Annotated in this window: 16 protein-coding genes; 6 read left to right on the forward strand and 10 right to left on the reverse strand. The window is 68.5% G+C overall.

Annotation, left to right across the window (positions count from 1 at the left end):
* Positions 1-21 precede the first annotated feature (21 nt).
* Positions 22-567, reverse strand: a complete 546-nt coding sequence (locus tag ACQFZP_RS10990; RefSeq protein ID WP_104313340.1) for a TetR/AcrR family transcriptional regulator — start codon at positions 565-567, stop codon at positions 22-24.
* A 73-nt stretch (positions 568-640) separates the two neighbouring features.
* Here ACQFZP_RS10990 and ACQFZP_RS10995 point away from each other — a divergent pair, with 73 nt between their 5' ends.
* Positions 641-1,843, forward strand: a complete 1,203-nt coding sequence (locus tag ACQFZP_RS10995) for a DUF418 domain-containing protein (protein ID WP_104313338.1) — start codon at positions 641-643, stop codon at positions 1,841-1,843.
* Positions 1,844-1,936: 93 nt separating this feature from the next.
* Complete coding sequence (locus ACQFZP_RS11000) at positions 1,937-2,962, forward strand: S41 family peptidase (RefSeq protein ID WP_211891324.1); 1,026 nt, start codon at positions 1,937-1,939, stop codon at positions 2,960-2,962.
* Position 2,963: 1 nt separating this feature from the next.
* Here ACQFZP_RS11000 and ACQFZP_RS11005 read toward each other — a convergent pair whose 3' ends face one another.
* Together ACQFZP_RS11005 and ACQFZP_RS11010 are read right to left on the reverse strand one after the other, a co-directional pair.
* Complete coding sequence (locus tag ACQFZP_RS11005; RefSeq protein WP_211891325.1) at positions 2,964-3,320, reverse strand: DUF2834 domain-containing protein; 357 nt, start codon at positions 3,318-3,320, stop codon at positions 2,964-2,966.
* A gap of 234 nt (positions 3,321-3,554) precedes the next feature.
* Positions 3,555-5,051, reverse strand: a complete 1,497-nt coding sequence (locus ACQFZP_RS11010; protein WP_211891326.1) for a dicarboxylate/amino acid:cation symporter — start codon at positions 5,049-5,051, stop codon at positions 3,555-3,557.
* 279 nt (positions 5,052-5,330) lie between these two features.
* Here ACQFZP_RS11010 and ACQFZP_RS11015 point away from each other — a divergent pair, with 279 nt between their 5' ends.
* The gene (locus tag ACQFZP_RS11015; protein ID WP_211891327.1) at positions 5,331-6,941 is read left to right on the forward strand and encodes a DHA2 family efflux MFS transporter permease subunit; all 1,611 of its coding nucleotides are present in this window, start codon (positions 5,331-5,333) and stop codon (positions 6,939-6,941) included.
* On the opposite strand, the gene trmB is transcribed toward ACQFZP_RS11015, so the two are convergent.
* Entirely contained in the window at positions 6,919-7,659 is a 741-nt protein-coding gene (gene trmB, locus ACQFZP_RS11020) for a tRNA (guanosine(46)-N7)-methyltransferase TrmB (RefSeq protein ID WP_211891328.1), read from the reverse strand. The genes ACQFZP_RS11015 and trmB overlap by 23 nt on opposite strands.
* A 128-nt stretch (positions 7,660-7,787) precedes the next feature.
* Between trmB and ACQFZP_RS11025 the strand changes: the two genes are divergently transcribed.
* Entirely contained in the window at positions 7,788-8,171 is a 384-nt protein-coding gene (locus tag ACQFZP_RS11025; protein ID WP_211891329.1) for a hypothetical protein, read from the forward strand.
* On the opposite strand, the gene ACQFZP_RS11030 is transcribed toward ACQFZP_RS11025, so the two are convergent.
* The 4 genes from ACQFZP_RS11030 to ACQFZP_RS11045 form a co-directional block, all read right to left on the reverse strand.
* On the reverse strand, positions 8,168-8,653 hold the full coding sequence (locus ACQFZP_RS11030; RefSeq protein ID WP_307852818.1) for a MarR family winged helix-turn-helix transcriptional regulator: 486 nt from the start codon (positions 8,651-8,653) through the stop codon (positions 8,168-8,170). The two genes, ACQFZP_RS11025 and ACQFZP_RS11030, sit on opposite strands and share 4 nt — an antisense overlap.
* A 59-nt stretch (positions 8,654-8,712) precedes the next feature.
* Positions 8,713-9,435, reverse strand: a complete 723-nt coding sequence (locus ACQFZP_RS11035; protein WP_249312294.1) for a response regulator — start codon at positions 9,433-9,435, stop codon at positions 8,713-8,715.
* Positions 9,429-10,745, reverse strand: a complete 1,317-nt coding sequence (locus ACQFZP_RS11040) for a sensor histidine kinase (RefSeq protein ID WP_211891330.1) — start codon at positions 10,743-10,745, stop codon at positions 9,429-9,431. The genes ACQFZP_RS11035 and ACQFZP_RS11040 overlap by 7 nt, the downstream gene beginning before the upstream one ends.
* A 111-nt stretch (positions 10,746-10,856) precedes the next feature.
* Positions 10,857-12,323 carry a protein adenylyltransferase SelO gene (locus ACQFZP_RS11045; protein ID WP_211891331.1) on the reverse strand — a complete coding sequence of 489 codons (1,467 nt, stop codon included), beginning with the start codon at positions 12,321-12,323 and terminating at the stop codon, positions 10,857-10,859.
* A gap of 242 nt (positions 12,324-12,565) precedes the next feature.
* Between ACQFZP_RS11045 and ACQFZP_RS11050 the strand changes: the two genes are divergently transcribed.
* Positions 12,566-12,751 carry an MbtH family NRPS accessory protein gene (locus ACQFZP_RS11050; RefSeq protein WP_179555568.1) on the forward strand — a complete coding sequence of 62 codons (186 nt, stop codon included), beginning with the start codon at positions 12,566-12,568 and terminating at the stop codon, positions 12,749-12,751.
* Between the two features lie 7 nt (positions 12,752-12,758).
* Here ACQFZP_RS11050 and ACQFZP_RS11055 read toward each other — a convergent pair whose 3' ends face one another.
* Positions 12,759-13,502: a hypothetical protein gene (locus tag ACQFZP_RS11055; RefSeq protein WP_211891332.1), complete on the reverse strand. Its 744-nt coding sequence runs from the start codon at positions 13,500-13,502 to the stop codon at positions 12,759-12,761.
* Positions 13,503-13,658: 156 nt separating this feature from the next.
* Here ACQFZP_RS11055 and ACQFZP_RS11060 point away from each other — a divergent pair, with 156 nt between their 5' ends.
* Positions 13,659-13,991, forward strand: a complete 333-nt coding sequence (locus ACQFZP_RS11060; RefSeq protein WP_104313302.1) for a hypothetical protein — start codon at positions 13,659-13,661, stop codon at positions 13,989-13,991.
* A gap of 52 nt (positions 13,992-14,043) precedes the next feature.
* On the opposite strand, the gene ACQFZP_RS11065 is transcribed toward ACQFZP_RS11060, so the two are convergent.
* Entirely contained in the window at positions 14,044-15,117 is a 1,074-nt protein-coding gene (locus ACQFZP_RS11065) for an SIS domain-containing protein (RefSeq protein ID WP_211891333.1), read from the reverse strand.
* Between the last annotated feature and the right edge of the window lie 18 nt (positions 15,118-15,135).

Below are 15,135 nucleotides of genomic sequence, written 5' to 3' on the forward strand. Positions count from 1 at the left end.
TGTTCTCCGGCGGTGCCTCGCCTAGTTAGCCCCGAGTGCTGCGAGGAAGCGGTCGACGAGCGCCGTCGCGTCGCGCTCGTCGGCGATGCGCAAGAGCATGTCTCCGGCTGTGCCGGTGAGAACGGAGAGCAGGAGTGCCGCGTCTTGGGCCCCACCGGGGAGGTCGCGCTGCAGCATCTCGAGCAGCAGGTTGTATCGCTTCCGGAATTCCGCGGCGAGGGGTTCGTCGTCGACGGCGAGCTGCTCGAAGGCGGCGAGCAGGCGAGCCTCGCGAACCCGCTGCTCGTCGAGTGGCAGCAGCTCGAACGCCGCCGCTCTCAGGCGCGGGAGGCCACCTTCCGGGTGGCGGTCGGCGACGTCGGAGAGCCGCTGCACAAGCGCTTCGGTCTGACGGTCGATGGCAGCGAGCAGGAGCCCTCGGCGGTTGCCGAAGTGGTGCTGCACGGCGCCTGTGGTGACGCCGGCGGCGGCGGCTACCTCGCGGAGCGGCATGGCCGGCGGCCTGGGGGTCCCGAGCGTGTCTATGGCGGCTCGGATGAGCGCTTCGCGGGCGTCGGCGTGCGGCACGTCGCATCACCTCCCAGGTGTGTATCTCCTGCATGACAGTACCAACATAACAAGTGTTATGTACGGTGGTTGCATGACGACTACCCACTCCGCGCCTGCCCGGGTCCTCGCCCCCGACATAGCTCGCGGCCTCATGCTCCTGCTCATCGCGCTCGCCAACATGCCCTGGCACCTCTCCAGCTACGAGACCGACGGGCTATCCATGCACGACCCCGACGGGGGCGTCCTCGATCGGGCTTGGCAGGCCGTCGCCATCATCGCGATCGACGGGCGCAGCTACCCGCTGTTCGCGTTCCTCTTCGGCTACGGCATCTGGCAGCTCTACCGGCGACAGGTCTCAGCGGGAGCCTCCCGCGAGGAAGCGCGTCGCCTACTGAGGCGCAGGCATTGGTGGATGCTGGCCTTCGGCGCCGTGCACGCCCTGCTGCTGTGGGGTGGGGACATCATCGGCGCATACGGTCTCGTCGGGCTTCTCGCCTGCTGGCTGTTCCTGGATCGGAGCGACCGGACACTGGCCGTCTGGGCCGGAGTGCTCACCGGGCTCTTGGTCTTCGGGGCCGTGTCGTCGTGGATCGGGGGCGCCGCTCTTGGTCTTGCCGGTGATGCGGGAGGAAGCGTGAGTGTCCCGACCGCTGCCGAATCCGACACGTTCCTGCACTCCGTCCCCATTCGGCTCGCCACCTGGGCGACCGTTCTTCTCGGACAGGGGCTCCTGACGTTGGCGGTGCCGGTCGCGGTGCTGCTCGCGTTGCTGGCCGCCCGGCACTCGGTGCTTGAGCGAGCGGATGAGCATCGGCGCCTGCTGACGACGACCGCGCTCGTCGGTGTGGGGATCGGCTGGGCGGGAGGAGCGGTGGCGTTCGCGCACTTCGTCGGCGCACTCGCCGACCTGCCTTCCTGGACCTTCCAGATGCTGTCCATCGCGACGGGCTTGGCCGGAGGTATCGGGTATGCCGCCGCGTTCGGGCTCATCGGCGTCGCCTGGCAGCGCCGGGGCGTCGGCGTCGTCGGTCGTGCTCTCGTTGCGACCGGGAAACGGTCGATGACGAGCTACGTACTGCAATCCGTGCTCTTCGTGCCGGTGCTCTCAGTCTGGGGGCTCGGCCTCGGTGGTGTCCTCACCGAGTGGCAGGGTGCCCTCTACGCGGTCTGTGTTTGGCTGACGACGGTGCTCATCGCGACGGCGATGGAACGTCGCGGACAGCGCGGCCCTTTCGAGCGGCTCCTGCGCCACCTCGCCTACCCGAAGGTCGTCCCGTCGAAGGCGAGCTCGTGAATGCGGCAGGAGAGGAACTGGTCAACGGGGAACAGGCTCCGTTCTGCTGGACATGCCCCGTTTCTCCGGGAGCTGAGACCGTAAGGTGAGCGCATGGGCAGCGGCGCGTTCATCCCGAGACGCGGGGGATCCGCGCGTGCGCTCGTCGCGGGGGCGGTGGCCACGCTCGTTGTCGGATTGACGGGATGTGGCACCGCCGTTCAGCCAGCGCCCGTCCCCACGCCGACCGTCAGCCCCGCGGCGCTCGTCCAAGAGGCTGCTCAGGTCCTGGAAGAGAACGGCCTGTACTCGGGCGGAGATTGGTCGGCTGAACGGGATGCACTCCTCGCCGCGGGCGCGTCGGCCACAACCCTCGAGGAGGCGTACGACCTGATCGCGGCGGCGACCAGCGATGCCGGCGGCCGGCACGCGGGGTTCCTTCGCGCCGATGAGCGGGAGGCGGCGTACACGGAGGCACCGAGCGCCCCGCCCACGGTCGAAGCGACGCAGGGCCGCACCGTCACGATCACGGTGTCGGCGATCGGACACGACGGCCCACTCGCCGAGGAGTATGCCCGAGCCGGGGTCGAGGGGTTGGTAGCGCTCGCGGATACACAGACGTGCGGCTTCGTCGTCGACCTGCGCGGCAACTGGGGCGGGAGTGCGTTCCCGATGCTCGGGGCCGTCTCGCCACTCTTCGACACGCGCGACGTCGCGGGATTCGTGGACCGCAACGGCGAGCACAACACGATCACGGTAACCACGGAGAGCGCGACCTCGACCGCCGGTTACGAGCTGCGCTTCGACTCCGATGCTGGCATCGACGCGGATGCCTTCGTGGGCAAGCCGATCGCGGTCCTACAGGATTTCTACACGGCCTCCGCCGCCGAGCTGGTGCTCGCAGGCTTCTCAGGCCAGGGCAACGTCCGCACGTTCGGGGAGAAGAGCAACGGGCTCGCGACAGGCGTCGACGGCTTCATGCTCTCCGACGGATCGGAGATCCTGCTCACGACCTCGCGCTACACGGACCGGACAGGCGCGGTCATGCCGGAACCCATCCAGCCTGACGTTTCCGTACTCACGGGCGATGCCCCTCAGCTGGCTCATGCCTGGCTGGCCGAGCAATGCGTGGCGGGTTAGCTCAACGCTCGGCGGGAGCCCCCGGGTGGCCGCGCCCCGCCGCGATGTGGCGCTCGCGCATCGCGAGGAACAGCGGCAGGGCGAACGCGAACGCGACGCCGAAGCACAGGATGTAGACCCAGAGCCGGCGCATCCCCTGGCGGCGTCCCTCGACGATGATGAAGACCGCGCCTACCGTCGCGGCGACCAGCACATCGATGACGATTGACGTGACGGCAGGCCCGCTGCCGAAGTAGTCGCCGATGAAGGCGCTGCCCTCCATGCCCGCCATGACGTTGAAGGTCCAGGTCACGGCCCCGCCGACGATGGCGAGCACGAGGTAGAAGATCGCGAGGGGAGTCCAGGTGGATGCGCGCATGCCGCAAGGTTCGCACGCCCGGCCCCGCGGATCCCGAGACCCCGCCGCACCCCGCCCCGCCGCCCTTCTCTGTCGGCCGAGGGCGGTGTTGTGGTCGTCAAAACTCGCCGGAAGCGACCACAAGTGCGCTCCCGGCGCCCTGATCGTGACGGGGATGCGAGACGGGCGCCTGCTCCCGGATGCCCCGCGTGGGGTTCCGAGGGCAAGCGCCCGTTTCGCCTGCTTGAGCCGAAGCTAGCTGCGGCGTTCCGCATCCTGCAGGGTCGCGCCTTCGAAGGCGTCCTGCTCGCGGTCGCTCTGCGAACCGGTGGAGCGCTGGATGGTCTCCTCCACTTCCTCGTCGGTCTCGTCGGAGAAGGCGACGTCGCCGCGGGGCGCGTTGTAGAGCTTCTCGTTGAGGATCCCCTCGCGCTTCGCGACGATCATCGGCACGAGCGCCTGGCCGGCGACGTTGGTCGCGGTGCGGCCCATGTCGAGGATCGGGTCGATGGCGAGCAGCAGGCCGACACCCTCGAGTGGGAGGCCGAGCGTCGACAGGGTCAGCGTGAGCATGACCGTGGCACCCGTCGTTCCGGCCGTCGCGGCGGAGCCGACGACGGACACGATGACGATGAGGATGTACTGCATGATCGACAGTTCGATGCCGAAGAACTGGGCGACGAAGATCGCCGAGATGGCCGGGTAGATCGCGGCGCATCCATCCATCTTGGTGGTCGCGCCGAACGGCACGGCGAAGGATGCGTACTCGCGGGGCACGCCGAGGTTGCGCTCGGTCACGCGTTGCGTGAGGGGGAGCGTGCCGATGGAGGAGCGGCTCACGAACGCGAGCTGCACTGCCGGCCAGACGCCGGAGAAGAAGCGGCCGATGGACAGGCCGTGCGCCTTCACGAGGATCGGGTAGACGACGAACAGGACGAGCGCGAGGCCGATGTAGATGGCGATCGCGAACCAGGCGAGGCTCGTGAGCTTCTCCCAGCCGTAGTTGACGACGGCGCTCGCGATGAGGCCGAGCGTGCCCAGTGGGGCGATGCGGATGATCCACCACAGCACCTTCTGGATGACCGCGAGGGCGGACGCTGTGAACTCGAGGAACGGCTCGGCGCGCTTGCCGAGGCGCAGCGCCGCGATGCCGATGACGACGGCGATGACGATGACCTGCAGCACGTTGAACGCGATCGTCGAGTTCACGTCGCCGGTGTCTGCGTCCACGCGCGAGCGCACGCCCATGCCGAGGAAGTTCTGCGGGACGAGCCCGGTGAGGAAGTTCCACCAGGTGCCCACCGAGGAGGGTTCGCCGGTCTCGAGCTGCGACTGGTCGACGCGGCTGCCCGGCTGGATGGTCACGCCGAGCACGATGCCGATCGTCACCGCGATGAGCGCGGTGATGCCGAACCACAGGAGCGTCTGGCCCGCGAGCCTGGCCGCGTTCGTCACGAGGCGCAGCTGCGCGATGCTCGAGATGACGGCGGTGAGGATGAGGGGAACGACGGCGGCGGTCAGGATGGTGACGTACGAGCTGCCGATGGTGGCGAGCGTCGCGGCGAGCCCGTTGGGGTTGCCTTCCGCGTCGTCGCCCAGGTTGCGGGCGACCAGTCCGAGCACGACGCCAAGGACGAGGGCGGCAAGGATCTGGAATCCGAACGACGTGAGGAGCTTGCGCGCGCGGCTCTTGGGGCGCGGCGTCACCTCAGCTTCGGATGCTCCGGCTGTTGTGGGGGTGTTGGCCGACATGGAAGATCTCCCGATGCGATTTCTCATTTCGCGGGATATTCCGCGAACTGAGCGAGGCTACGCCTGACCTGGGGGAGTGTCACGGGTGTGACGGTTCATGACACACAACAAATGGTGTGCTGGGAGACGTCACGAACCGTCAGGGCGGGAATGGAACGGCGAGACCAGAGCTGAGGCTCGTCTCACCAAAAGTAATTAAACGATTGAGCGAAATCGCAAGCAAGGAGGCGTACCCTCACCTGGTCGTCACCATCCCCCTTGCACGAAAGTTGGAGCATCATGGCTGAGTCAGCGCGTCGACGGTGGGTTGGACTGGTCTTCATCAGCGTCGCGGTGGCGCTCATCATCGTCGACTCGACGATCGTGAACGTCGCCGTCCCGTCGATCGTCACCGAGCTCGGCATCACGTCGACCGAGGTGCAGTGGGTGCAGGAGGCCTACACGCTCGTCTTCGCATCGCTGCTGCTTCTCTTCGGGAGCCTCGCCGACCGCGTTGGCCGCCGCCGACTGATGCTCATCGGCGTCGTCATCTTCGCCGTCGCCTCCGTGGCGGCCGCACTCGCTCCGACGGGTGGGCTGCTCATCCTCGCCCGCCTCGTGCAGGGGGTCGGCGGGGCGATGATCCTCCCGACGACGCTCTCGCTCATCAACGCGACCTTCCGGGGGCGAGAGCGCGGCATCGCGTTCGCCGTCTGGGGCTCGACGATCGGCGGCATGGCGGCCGTCGGTCCGCTGCTCGGCGGGTGGCTCACAACCGAGTTCTCGTGGCGTTGGGCGTTCGGCATCAACGTGCCGCTCGGCATCATCATCGTCATCGGCGTGCTCCTCTTCGTCAGCGAGTCCAAGGAGCCCCAGCGGCAGCGCCTCGACCTCGTCGGCGCCGCGCTCTCGGTCGTCACGTTCGGGGCTCTTGTGTTCGGCCTCATCGAAGGCCGCACCTACGGCTGGTGGGCCGTCAACGAGACCTTCACGATCGGCTCGTTCGACTGGCCCCTCCCCATCTCGCCCGTGCCCGTCGCGTTCGGCGTCGCAACGCTCGCCCTCGTCACGTTCATCGTCCGCGGCGTTCGGCGGTCCCGCCGGGGCGAGTCGTCGCTGCTCGAGTTCTCGCTCTTCCGCATCTCCTCGTTCCGCAACGGCAATATCGCGGCGATGGTGGTTGCGCTCGGCGAGTTCGGCATCATCCTGTCGCTGCCGCTGTGGCTGCAGTTCGTGCTCGGCTTCGACGCCCTGCAGACCGGGTTCGTGCTGCTGGCGCTCGCCGCGGGTTCGTTCGTCGCGAGCGGATTCGCGGGTGCGAGCAGCGGGAAGGTCAACGCGGTCACGATCGTGCGCGTCGGCATCCTCGCGGAGATCGTCGGCATCGCGTGGGCGGGATTCATCATCGCCCCGGATGCGCAGTGGGGGTGGCTCATCCCCGCCTTGTTCGTCTACGGTTTCGGGGTCGGCCTGGCCACCGCGCAGCTCACGGGAGTTGTGCTGCAGGATGTTCCGGTCGAGCTCTCGGGTCAGGGATCCGGGACCCAGTCGACGTCCAGGCAGGTGGGGTCGGCGCTTGGCGTCGCCATCCTCGGAACGATCCTCTTCACGACCACCGGCGCATCCCTCGGTGCCTCGCTCGACGACGCCCAAGTGCCCGCCGACCAGCGAGACCAGGTGGTCTCGGCGGTGGTCGACTCCGCAGGCGGCGCCATCGCCGGGCTCGGCGAGAACCCTGCGACGGCCGATTTCGCGGACGACGCGAAGGCGGCGCTCTCCGACGGCACTCGGGCATCGGCGTTCACGGCCGCCGCGTTCCTCGCGCTCGGCCTCGCCGCGACGCTCCGTCTCGGCTCCGGGAAGCGCGAGGAGGAGGCGGCCGCAGAGGCTACTCCGACGTCACGTAGCTGAGGTCGTGGATGCGCCTCCCGGCCGTCGCTGCCTTCCGCTCGAAGACGGTGAGCGTTCGACCGTCGAACCGAGGGGCCCATTCGCCCGGATGCTCGCTCGTGAACTCGGGTGCCGCATCCAGCACCTCGCGCATCTGGAACGCGTAGTCCTCCCAGTCTGTGGCGAGCCGCATGCGGCCTCCGGGGCGCAGGGCGTTCGCGGCGACAGCACCGAAGCCCTCGCGCACGAGCCGCCGCTTCGTGTGCTTCGCCTTGTGCCAGGGGTCGGGGAAGAAGATCCACAGTTCCTCGATGCTGCCGGCGGGGAGCATGTGCTCGAGCACCTCGACGGCGTTCGCCTCGACGAGGCGCACGTTCGACAGGCCGGCGTCCTCGATGCGGCGCAGCGTGCGGGCGAGGCCGGCGACGAAGACCTCGACGGCGAGGAAGTTCCATTCCGGATGCTCGGCGGCCGCCGCGACCACGGCCTCACCCGTCCCGGATCCGACCTCGACGACGAGCGGCGCGTCCCTGCCGAACAGCTCGGCCGGGTCGACCCGGAACGAGGGGCTCACGGAGAAGTCGAGCTCGGCGCGTTCGACGTCGACGAGGTACTTCGGGCCGAGCGTGTTCCACGAGTTCAGCTGCCCCTCGGTGAGGCGGCCGCTGCGCCGCGAGAACGAGAAGATCGGACGATGCGAGGGGTGCTGCTCCGGCTGGGCGGTTTCTGCGTCTGACACCCGACAAACCTAGGCGATGCTTGGCGCGGTCGGGCAAACCAGCAGCTGGCAGGCAAGAGTGTTCGAGAAAGTGCCCCGGATGAGGGATGCTGGACGTCGTAAGCCGTCACCCCCGGTCGGAGGCCAGAATGCCGTATCGAAGCAAAGAAGTACTCGAGTCATGGGCTCGGGAGTTTGAGAGCCTCGGCTATGCCGAGCCGGGGGTCGTCAAGGTCATCCTGCAGGACGGCGACGAAGGCCATGACACGGGGCTCGTGCGGGTGCAGCTGACGGACGTTCCCACCGAGCTCTACCTGCAACCTGGTACCCGCGAGAGCCCGAAGTGGTCGGTGACGATGGAGCCCCGCGAGCATACGCTGAACCTCTCAGCGGCGAGCGTGCATTCCCTCGCGCAGGAGCTGGCCGTCATCTCAGCGCTGTGCACCTTCCTGCAGGCGAAGTCGATCGTGCTGCTCGCCGAGCTCCACTCGCCCGCGGAGGCGCAACCGGCGAACGGCGACGCCCGCCCCTAACCTGCCTGAGTGGACCCGGGCCCTTCGAGCTCCTGTGTCGTGACGCTCACCGCGTGCGTCAACAGCTCGGCGAGTCTCTGCAGCGTTGCAGGGTCCGCCTCGGCGGAGAGTGCCGCTTCGAGGCTCCGGTCGAATTCGTTGAGGCGGTTCCACGGACTCGACGAGAGGTCGACAGTGACCGTGAGGAGGCTCGCGCGCCGATCGCTGGGGTCGGTATCGCGATGGATGGTGCCGCGTTCGATGAGCCGGTCGCAGAGGGTCGAGACACCGGCGGAGGTGAGACCCAGGTATGCGCGGAGGGCGCTGGGCCTGGAGCCGGGGTTCTGGGCCAAGAACGCGAGGGCTCGCGCATCCATCTCGCCGATGCCGAGCGAACGCCTCGCTTCATGCTGCGACGCCTGCCTCGCTTCCGCAAAGGCGGTGAGGGCAGCGCTCAATGCGGGTGCGGGGGGCGGGCCGTCGGCGGAGGGAGCATTCGTCACTGCGGCGCTCCCCTCGATCTCGGTTGTGCCGCCCAGAGTACACGCCGGGCTTCGGCGCCTCAGGCGTGTTCAGTCGCATCCCATTCGAGGGCGAGCAACGCGAGCTGCACGCGGTTGGTGACGTGCAGCTTCGAGAAGAGGCTCGCCAGGTGGGTCTTCACCGTCGCCTGACTGACGAACAGGGCCGACGCGATCTCGGCGTTGGTCATGCCCTGCGCGACGTATCGCGCGATCTCCCGCTCGCGACTCGTGACCCCGGCCAGCGCCCCGTCATCGCGAGTGGCGCCCGGCTCGCGCTGTCGCTTGCCGCTGCCCTCGAGGGGGCGAGCTTCGCCGTTGCTTCCGGTGGCGGCGGCGCGAACGAGCCGGTCGAGGGCGCTCGGCGAGAAGACGGATCTGCCCTGTGCCGCGTCGAGCACCGCCCCGACGATGTCCTCCGGCGGGGCGTCCTTGAGGAGGAAGGAGACGGCGCCGGCCCGGAGCGCGTCCAGCAGGAACTCCTCCGTGTCGAACGCGGTGAGCATCACGACCTTCGCGCGGGACCCGGTGTCGGTGAGCTGCTGCACTGCATCAATGCCGGTGAGGCCGGGCATGCGAACGTCCATGAGGATGACGTCGGGGTCGTGGTGGGCGGCGAGGGTGAGCGCCTCGTCGCCGTTGACGCCTTCTCCGACGACGCGAATGCGTTCCGCGCCGTCGATGAGGAGCCTGAGGCCCATTCGAATCCCCACCTCGTCGTCGATGATGAGCACGCTGATGCTGTCCTGCCCGGGAGTTACCAAGGGAGCGTCACCTCCACCACGAAGTCGCCGCTCTCGGCAGCACCTGCCTCGAAGGTGCCTCCGACCAGGTGGATGCGCTCCCGGGCGCCCAGGAGGCCGTAGCCGGTGCCGAGGGCCGGCGCTGCCGGTGGCTGGAAGGAGTTCGAGACGGTGACGCTGAGGTGAGTACCACCGCCCTCGAGCACGACGTGCACCTCCGCTTCGGGAGCGTGCTTTCCAGCGTTGACGAGGAGCTCCGAGAGGGTGCGGTGCAGGGCGCGGATGCGCTCTGCGGAGAGCCGCGAGAGGTCACCCGGTCCGATGTCGAGCCAGGTCACCGACGGGGGATTCTGGTGGGGCGCCCCTTCGGAGAGGAGCGACTCGAGTGCTCGCAGGTCGGGGAGGGGCGCATCGCCTCGACCGGCCCCGTCAGACTCGCGCATGCCCGTGAGCACTTCGCGGAGACGGGTGTTGGCCCGGGCCGCCGACTCCCTCACCGTGGCGGCCGTCTCCCGCACGATCTCCGGTGACAGGTCGCTGCGGTACGCGAGCGCTCCCGCTTGCGTGGCGACGACGGCCAGGTCGTGCGAGATCGAATCGTGCATGTCGCGCGCGATGGCAGCCCGCTCCTCGGCCCGTGCGCGCTCGAGGTCGGAGACCCGGCTCTGTGCGAGCGCGGCTCGCTCGCGCTCGGCCAACGCGGCCTGCGCGCGCAACGACGTGATGAGTGCGGCGCGAGTGCCGCGGGATCGCCCGAAGAGCAGCGCGATGATCGTCGACAGCGCGATGAGGATGATGTAGAAGAGGGGCGCCTCAATGGGGGCGCGGCCGGTGACACTGGACTGGAACCAGTCCCACAGGACCCCGCCGCCGACGACGAGAGCCACGACCAGTGCATCCAACGGCAGTGAACGGCGCGCGCCGAGCCGCATCACGGCGATCAGCCATGCCCCGACGGCCAGGGAGCTGGTCATGCCGATGACGACGATCCACAGGTTCCCTGCGCGAGACCCCCGGACCGGGCCGACCGCGATGCACGCCACGAGACCGCCGACCAGGTTCACGATGAGGAACGCGATGAACCCACCGGACTCCGTGTCTGTGGCGGGGTCCTCCACCTGCACGGCCAGCGTCAGGATGAAGAGCAGGGCTCCGGCGAGCAGCGCCCCGAGCGAGATCGCGACGGCCCGCATCCACGGACGCCAGCGAGGGTTGTCGACCGGCAGCCCCGCCGACCGGAGGTCGCGCTCGGTCAGCCTGCCGCCGTGCTGCGCTCCGTCGAGGGCCAGCTCGTCCACAAGGTGCGGGGCCTTCGGGAGAGGAGCGGTCATGCGCTGAGTCTAGGAACACGCACCGACATTCGGATCGGCCGTTCGGTTGAACTCGGCGAGAAGCAGAACTCCATGTTGGAGAGCGAGATCCACTGCTGGCGGCCGCGCCGCTCAGGTTCCGCAGAAGGTGACGTAGTCGCCGAAGTCCTGCGGTGCTCCGGTCGCGTAGCGGTCGAGGCCGGGCCGTTCGTCGAACGGGGCGGTCACGGCTGCGAGCAGACGCCTCGTCGGCTCGAGCTCGTCGTCAAGAGCCGCCTCGAGTGCGTCCTCGACGAGGTGGTTGCGCGGGATGTAGACGGGGTTGGCGGCATCCATTGCGCTCGCGTTCGGGGAGAGCGCGAGCCAGGCCTGCGCCCAGGTGCGGAACGCGGGACCCGCCTCCCCGAAGATGTCGAGCGCTGGGGTGGGGTTGCCGCGAGCGTAGGCACCCAGCGCCCGGAAGGTGGAGGTGTAGTCGGCGCCGCTGCGCTGCATGAGGGTCAGAAGCTCACCGAGCAGGCGCTCGAACGTGTCGGGGGCGACGTCACCGGGAAGCCCGAGCTTGCTTCGCATGCCAGAGACCCACGTTTCCTGGTAGACCGGCCCGAACCCGGAGACCGCCTGCTCGGCCAGGGCGACGGCCGCGTCTTCGTCGTCCGCGAAGAGTGGGAGGAGCGTCTCCGCGAACCGCGCGAGGTTCCACCCCGCGGCATGTGGCTGGTTGCGGAACGAGTAGCGGCCCTGGATGTCGATGGAGCTGAAGACGGCGTCCGGGTCGAACGCATCAAGGAACGCGCACGGTCCGTAGTCGATGGTTTCGCCCGAGATCGTCATGTTGTCGGTGTTCATGACCCCGTGCACGAAGCCGACGAGCATCCATTGCGCAATGAGCTTCGCCTGGGCGGACACGACCCGCTCGAAGAAGGCGAGGTACGGATTCGCCGCCTCCGCGGCAGACGGGAAGTGGCGGGCGATGGCGTGGTCCGCGAGACGCCGCAGCAGTTCGAGGTCGCCGGTGGCTCGGGCGAACTGGAACGAGCCGACGCGCAGGTGGCTGCTCGCGACTCTGGTGAGGACCGCGCCCGGGAGCACGTCGTCGCGCTGCACCTGGCGACCCGTCAGGGTCACGCTCAACGATCGTGTGGTGGGAATGCCGAGGGCGTGCATGGCCTCGCTGACGATGAACTCCCGCAGCATGGGGCCGAGGACCGCGCGCCCGTCACCACCGCGGGCGAATGCGGTGCGGCCCGAACCTTTGAGGTGGATGTCCCGCAGTCGTCCGCGCGTATCGGTCACCTCTCCCAGCAAGAGGGCGCGACCGTCGCCCAGGTGCGGCGAGTACTGCCCGAACTGATGCCCCGCGTAGGCCTGCGCGACGGGGGTCGCGCCTTCAGGGACGGATGCGCCCAGCAGGACGGAGACGCCGTCGCTCGACCGCAGGAACTCGGCGTCGAAGCCGAGCTCGACGGCGAGCGCCTCGTTCAGCAGCACGAGGTGCGGGGCGGGTGCGGGCTCGGCTTCCCACGGCGCTGACAGCTCGGGCAGCTCCCGAGCGAAGCGGTTTCCGAACGTGACACCTGCATGCGTGGTCGCAGTCATGCGGGTCAGGCTAAGCGCGCTGGCGGGAAGTCCAATGAGAACCTCGAAGCACGCCCAGTCTCTCGGGCGTTTCCCGTTTCACATCTTGTTCACTCCTGACGCTCGTAGTCTGACGGCATCTGCCTGGACCCCGCAGAACGCAGCATCGCAATCCGCTCAGGAATGCGCCTGCACGCTGAAGCGAGGATCGAGATGCACCCTGCCAGCGCACGCCGACACGACCGCGCCGAGAGTCACGGCAGATGAATGCCTGGGACGACACTGGCACCGAGATGCTCGTGGTCATGAACCAGCACCGACAGCATTCGCTCTGGCCTGATTTCGCCGACATCCCTGCGGGCTGGGTGTCCGTCTTCGGCCCCGCGACGGCTCAGGAATGCCGCGTCTACCTCGCCGCAGAGCGGCCTGAGCGCGACCTCGAAGCTTGACGGGCGACTACTGAACGTCCTCGAACTCGAAGATTCCGGCAGGCGCCGTCGCGAGGAGCTCCTGCCGGTAGGAGTCGGAGAGAGCCGCAGCATCGATGCCCAGGATGAGGCTATTCAGCTCCACATCCATGCGCACGGACACCAGGCCGTCGTCGTTGCCCTTCCAGAGGGACGTCACCGCCAGAGCGGCCTTGCAGAGCGTGGCGTACGAGAAGTCCACCAGTTTCGGAGCGAACGACGCTCCTTCCGCTTCGATGCCGGCCGCCGCGGCGTCGACTTCCGGTGACGCGTCTCGCAGCGCCTGCCAGATCGCAGCTGGGTCTGCCGCAGCTGAGCCGACCACGGACACGCTGACCGCGCCCCTCGGGCCGGGACCGGCCGCGACGTCGACGTTGTCGAACCCGCCGACCTCGTCGGGGAGCAGGAACAGCAGCTCCTGCTCGTGCGCGGCGATGCGGGTGTACAGGTCTGACGACGTCTTCCCCGCGGGCAGATCGATCCACTTTGCCTGCTGCGCGAGGCACTGCGTCATCTGCACCGGCACGGGCTGATGCGTCATCTCCTCGATGGGGATGCCATCGAGCGCGTCCTGCGAGGGAAGTTCGTCGGCCACCGACCCGCCCGCGCTCGCGGCGGGTGCCACGCTGGCAGCGGGCTGCGCGACGACCGCCGATTCGGGTGGGGCGCATCCGACCAGCAGCAGGAGCGCGCCGCAGAGCATCGACGCAGGGGCGAGGCGACGGGAGAGCATGCACCGACCCTATGGATGGGACGGCCCGCATCCGGTCACGGAACGATCTCGACGCTCGTCTCGTGCATCACGATTCGGAGTCGGCACGTGGCGTCGGAGGTGCGTCGGCGGTTACATTCGGAGCACCGCGCCCGCACGCCGACTGGGGAGACCACCGTGATCCTGACGTTCCAGTTCCAGCCCGTCGAAGACCTGGGGGCGGCCGTCCAGCACTACCTCGACCTGGGTTGGGAAGAGGCGTGGCGCGAAGGCGAGCACACCGTGTCTATGCAGATGCCGGAGCTCGAGATCGAGCTGATGCTCGACGACGAGCCCGGCTGGGGGCCCGCCGGCCCCATGTACTTCGTCGACGACGTGGATGCGTGGCGAGCGGAGCATGCGAACGTCACGACGGGCGAGCCCCGCGACATCCCGGGCGGCAGAGTCGTCGAGGTGACGGCCCCCGGCCACACCTACTACGTGTTCTCCGTGGAGGAGATCGAAGGGTAGCGGCGCAACGAGGGGTGACCAAGACATCTGGCCACCCCTCGTGCAAGGAGGGTTAACCCGCGACCTTGGTCCGCATGGCCGAGCGGAAGTCGGGGAACGCTGGCTCGACGAGGTCGATGCCTCGGGACGCCGACATCCGGTACGCGAGCACCTGGTAGGGGAGGATCAGCAGAAGCGGCGAGAGCTCTTCCGCGGTCTGCTCGTCGAGAGCCAGTTCCCGCTCCCTGCCCGTGCTGGTCCCCGATGTCACGATGTGGACATGGTCGCAGTGACCTGATGCGAAGTCCGCGAACTGTCGCAGCCGCTCAGCTGAGGCGGTGCCGGGCACCTCGGTGAGGAAGAGGGTGTACTCGGGGCGCAGCTCGAACAGCGGCCCGTGCATGTACGCCTCGAGCTCCATCCCCTGGACGGGGACGCGAACTGTCTCGATGATCTTCGTCTCGGCTTCCACGGCGGTGCCCACGTTCGGTCCGAATCCGAGGATCGAGATGCGGGTTGCGGTCTCGAGCTCCTCCCTGTGCGCGTCGTAGTACCGCTCCGCGTGCTGGATGACGCCACCCATGGAGGCCACCGCCGCGGCGATTCCGGGCCGCGCGAGCTCGGCGGGGATCTCACGCCGTCCGTGCTCCGCGAGTCGAACCGACAGGAGCAGCAGGCTCAGGACGGTAGCCGTGACTCCCTTCGTCGAGTAGCGGACGGCCTCGTCACCGCAGCCGATGTCCAGACGGCAGTCGCCGAGGGCAGCGAGTGGACTCCGTGTGTCGGCGGTCACGATGAGGATGGGAGCCGCGACCCGGTCCCGCGCGGCCTTCACCGCGTCGATCGTCGATGAGCTGGTCCCGCGCTGGGAGACCGCGATGACCAGGTCGAAGTCGTTGTCCAGGCTCTCGTACTCCGAGTACGTGAACGGTTCGACGACCTTGGTCACGATGCCGCCGACCACCTCGAGGTGGCGCTCGGCGGCGTGCACGGCGTTGAGGGATGAGCCCGTCGCGAGGACGAGGACGCGGTTCACCTGGCGGTCTTCGATGAGGCGGTCGAAGTCCGAGAAGCTGGTGGCCTCGTCGGCGAGGATCTGCTCGCAGACGCGGGGTTGTTCGTTGATGCAGTCCAGCATCGTCGTCATGATGTGATTCCTTCGAGT

Source organism: Pseudoclavibacter sp. Marseille-Q434, from assembly GCF_050315415.1.
Classification (GTDB): Bacteria; Actinomycetota; Actinomycetes; order Actinomycetales; family Microbacteriaceae; genus Pseudoclavibacter.

Coding starts and splice junctions, on each gene's coding strand:
- ACQFZP_RS10995 (WP_104313338.1), top strand. CDS start 641: ATGACGACTACCCACTCCGCGCCTGCCCGGGTCCTCGCCCCCGACATA.
- ACQFZP_RS11000 (WP_211891324.1), top strand. CDS start 1,937: ATGGGCAGCGGCGCGTTCATCCCGAGACGCGGGGGATCCGCGCGTGCG.
- ACQFZP_RS11005 (WP_211891325.1), bottom strand. CDS start 3,320: ATGCGCGCATCCACCTGGACTCCCCTCGCGATCTTCTACCTCGTGCTC.
- ACQFZP_RS11010 (WP_211891326.1), bottom strand. CDS start 5,051: ATGTCGGCCAACACCCCCACAACAGCCGGAGCATCCGAAGCTGAGGTG.
- ACQFZP_RS11015 (WP_211891327.1), top strand. CDS start 5,331: ATGGCTGAGTCAGCGCGTCGACGGTGGGTTGGACTGGTCTTCATCAGC.
- ACQFZP_RS11025 (WP_211891329.1), top strand. CDS start 7,788: ATGCCGTATCGAAGCAAAGAAGTACTCGAGTCATGGGCTCGGGAGTTT.
- ACQFZP_RS11040 (WP_211891330.1), bottom strand. CDS start 10,745: ATGACCGCTCCTCTCCCGAAGGCCCCGCACCTTGTGGACGAGCTGGCC.
- ACQFZP_RS11045 (WP_211891331.1), bottom strand. CDS start 12,323: ATGACTGCGACCACGCATGCAGGTGTCACGTTCGGAAACCGCTTCGCT.
- ACQFZP_RS11050 (WP_179555568.1), top strand. CDS start 12,566: ATGAATGCCTGGGACGACACTGGCACCGAGATGCTCGTGGTCATGAAC.
- ACQFZP_RS11055 (WP_211891332.1), bottom strand. CDS start 13,502: ATGCTCTCCCGTCGCCTCGCCCCTGCGTCGATGCTCTGCGGCGCGCTC.
- ACQFZP_RS11065 (WP_211891333.1), bottom strand. CDS start 15,117: ATGACGACGATGCTGGACTGCATCAACGAACAACCCCGCGTCTGCGAG.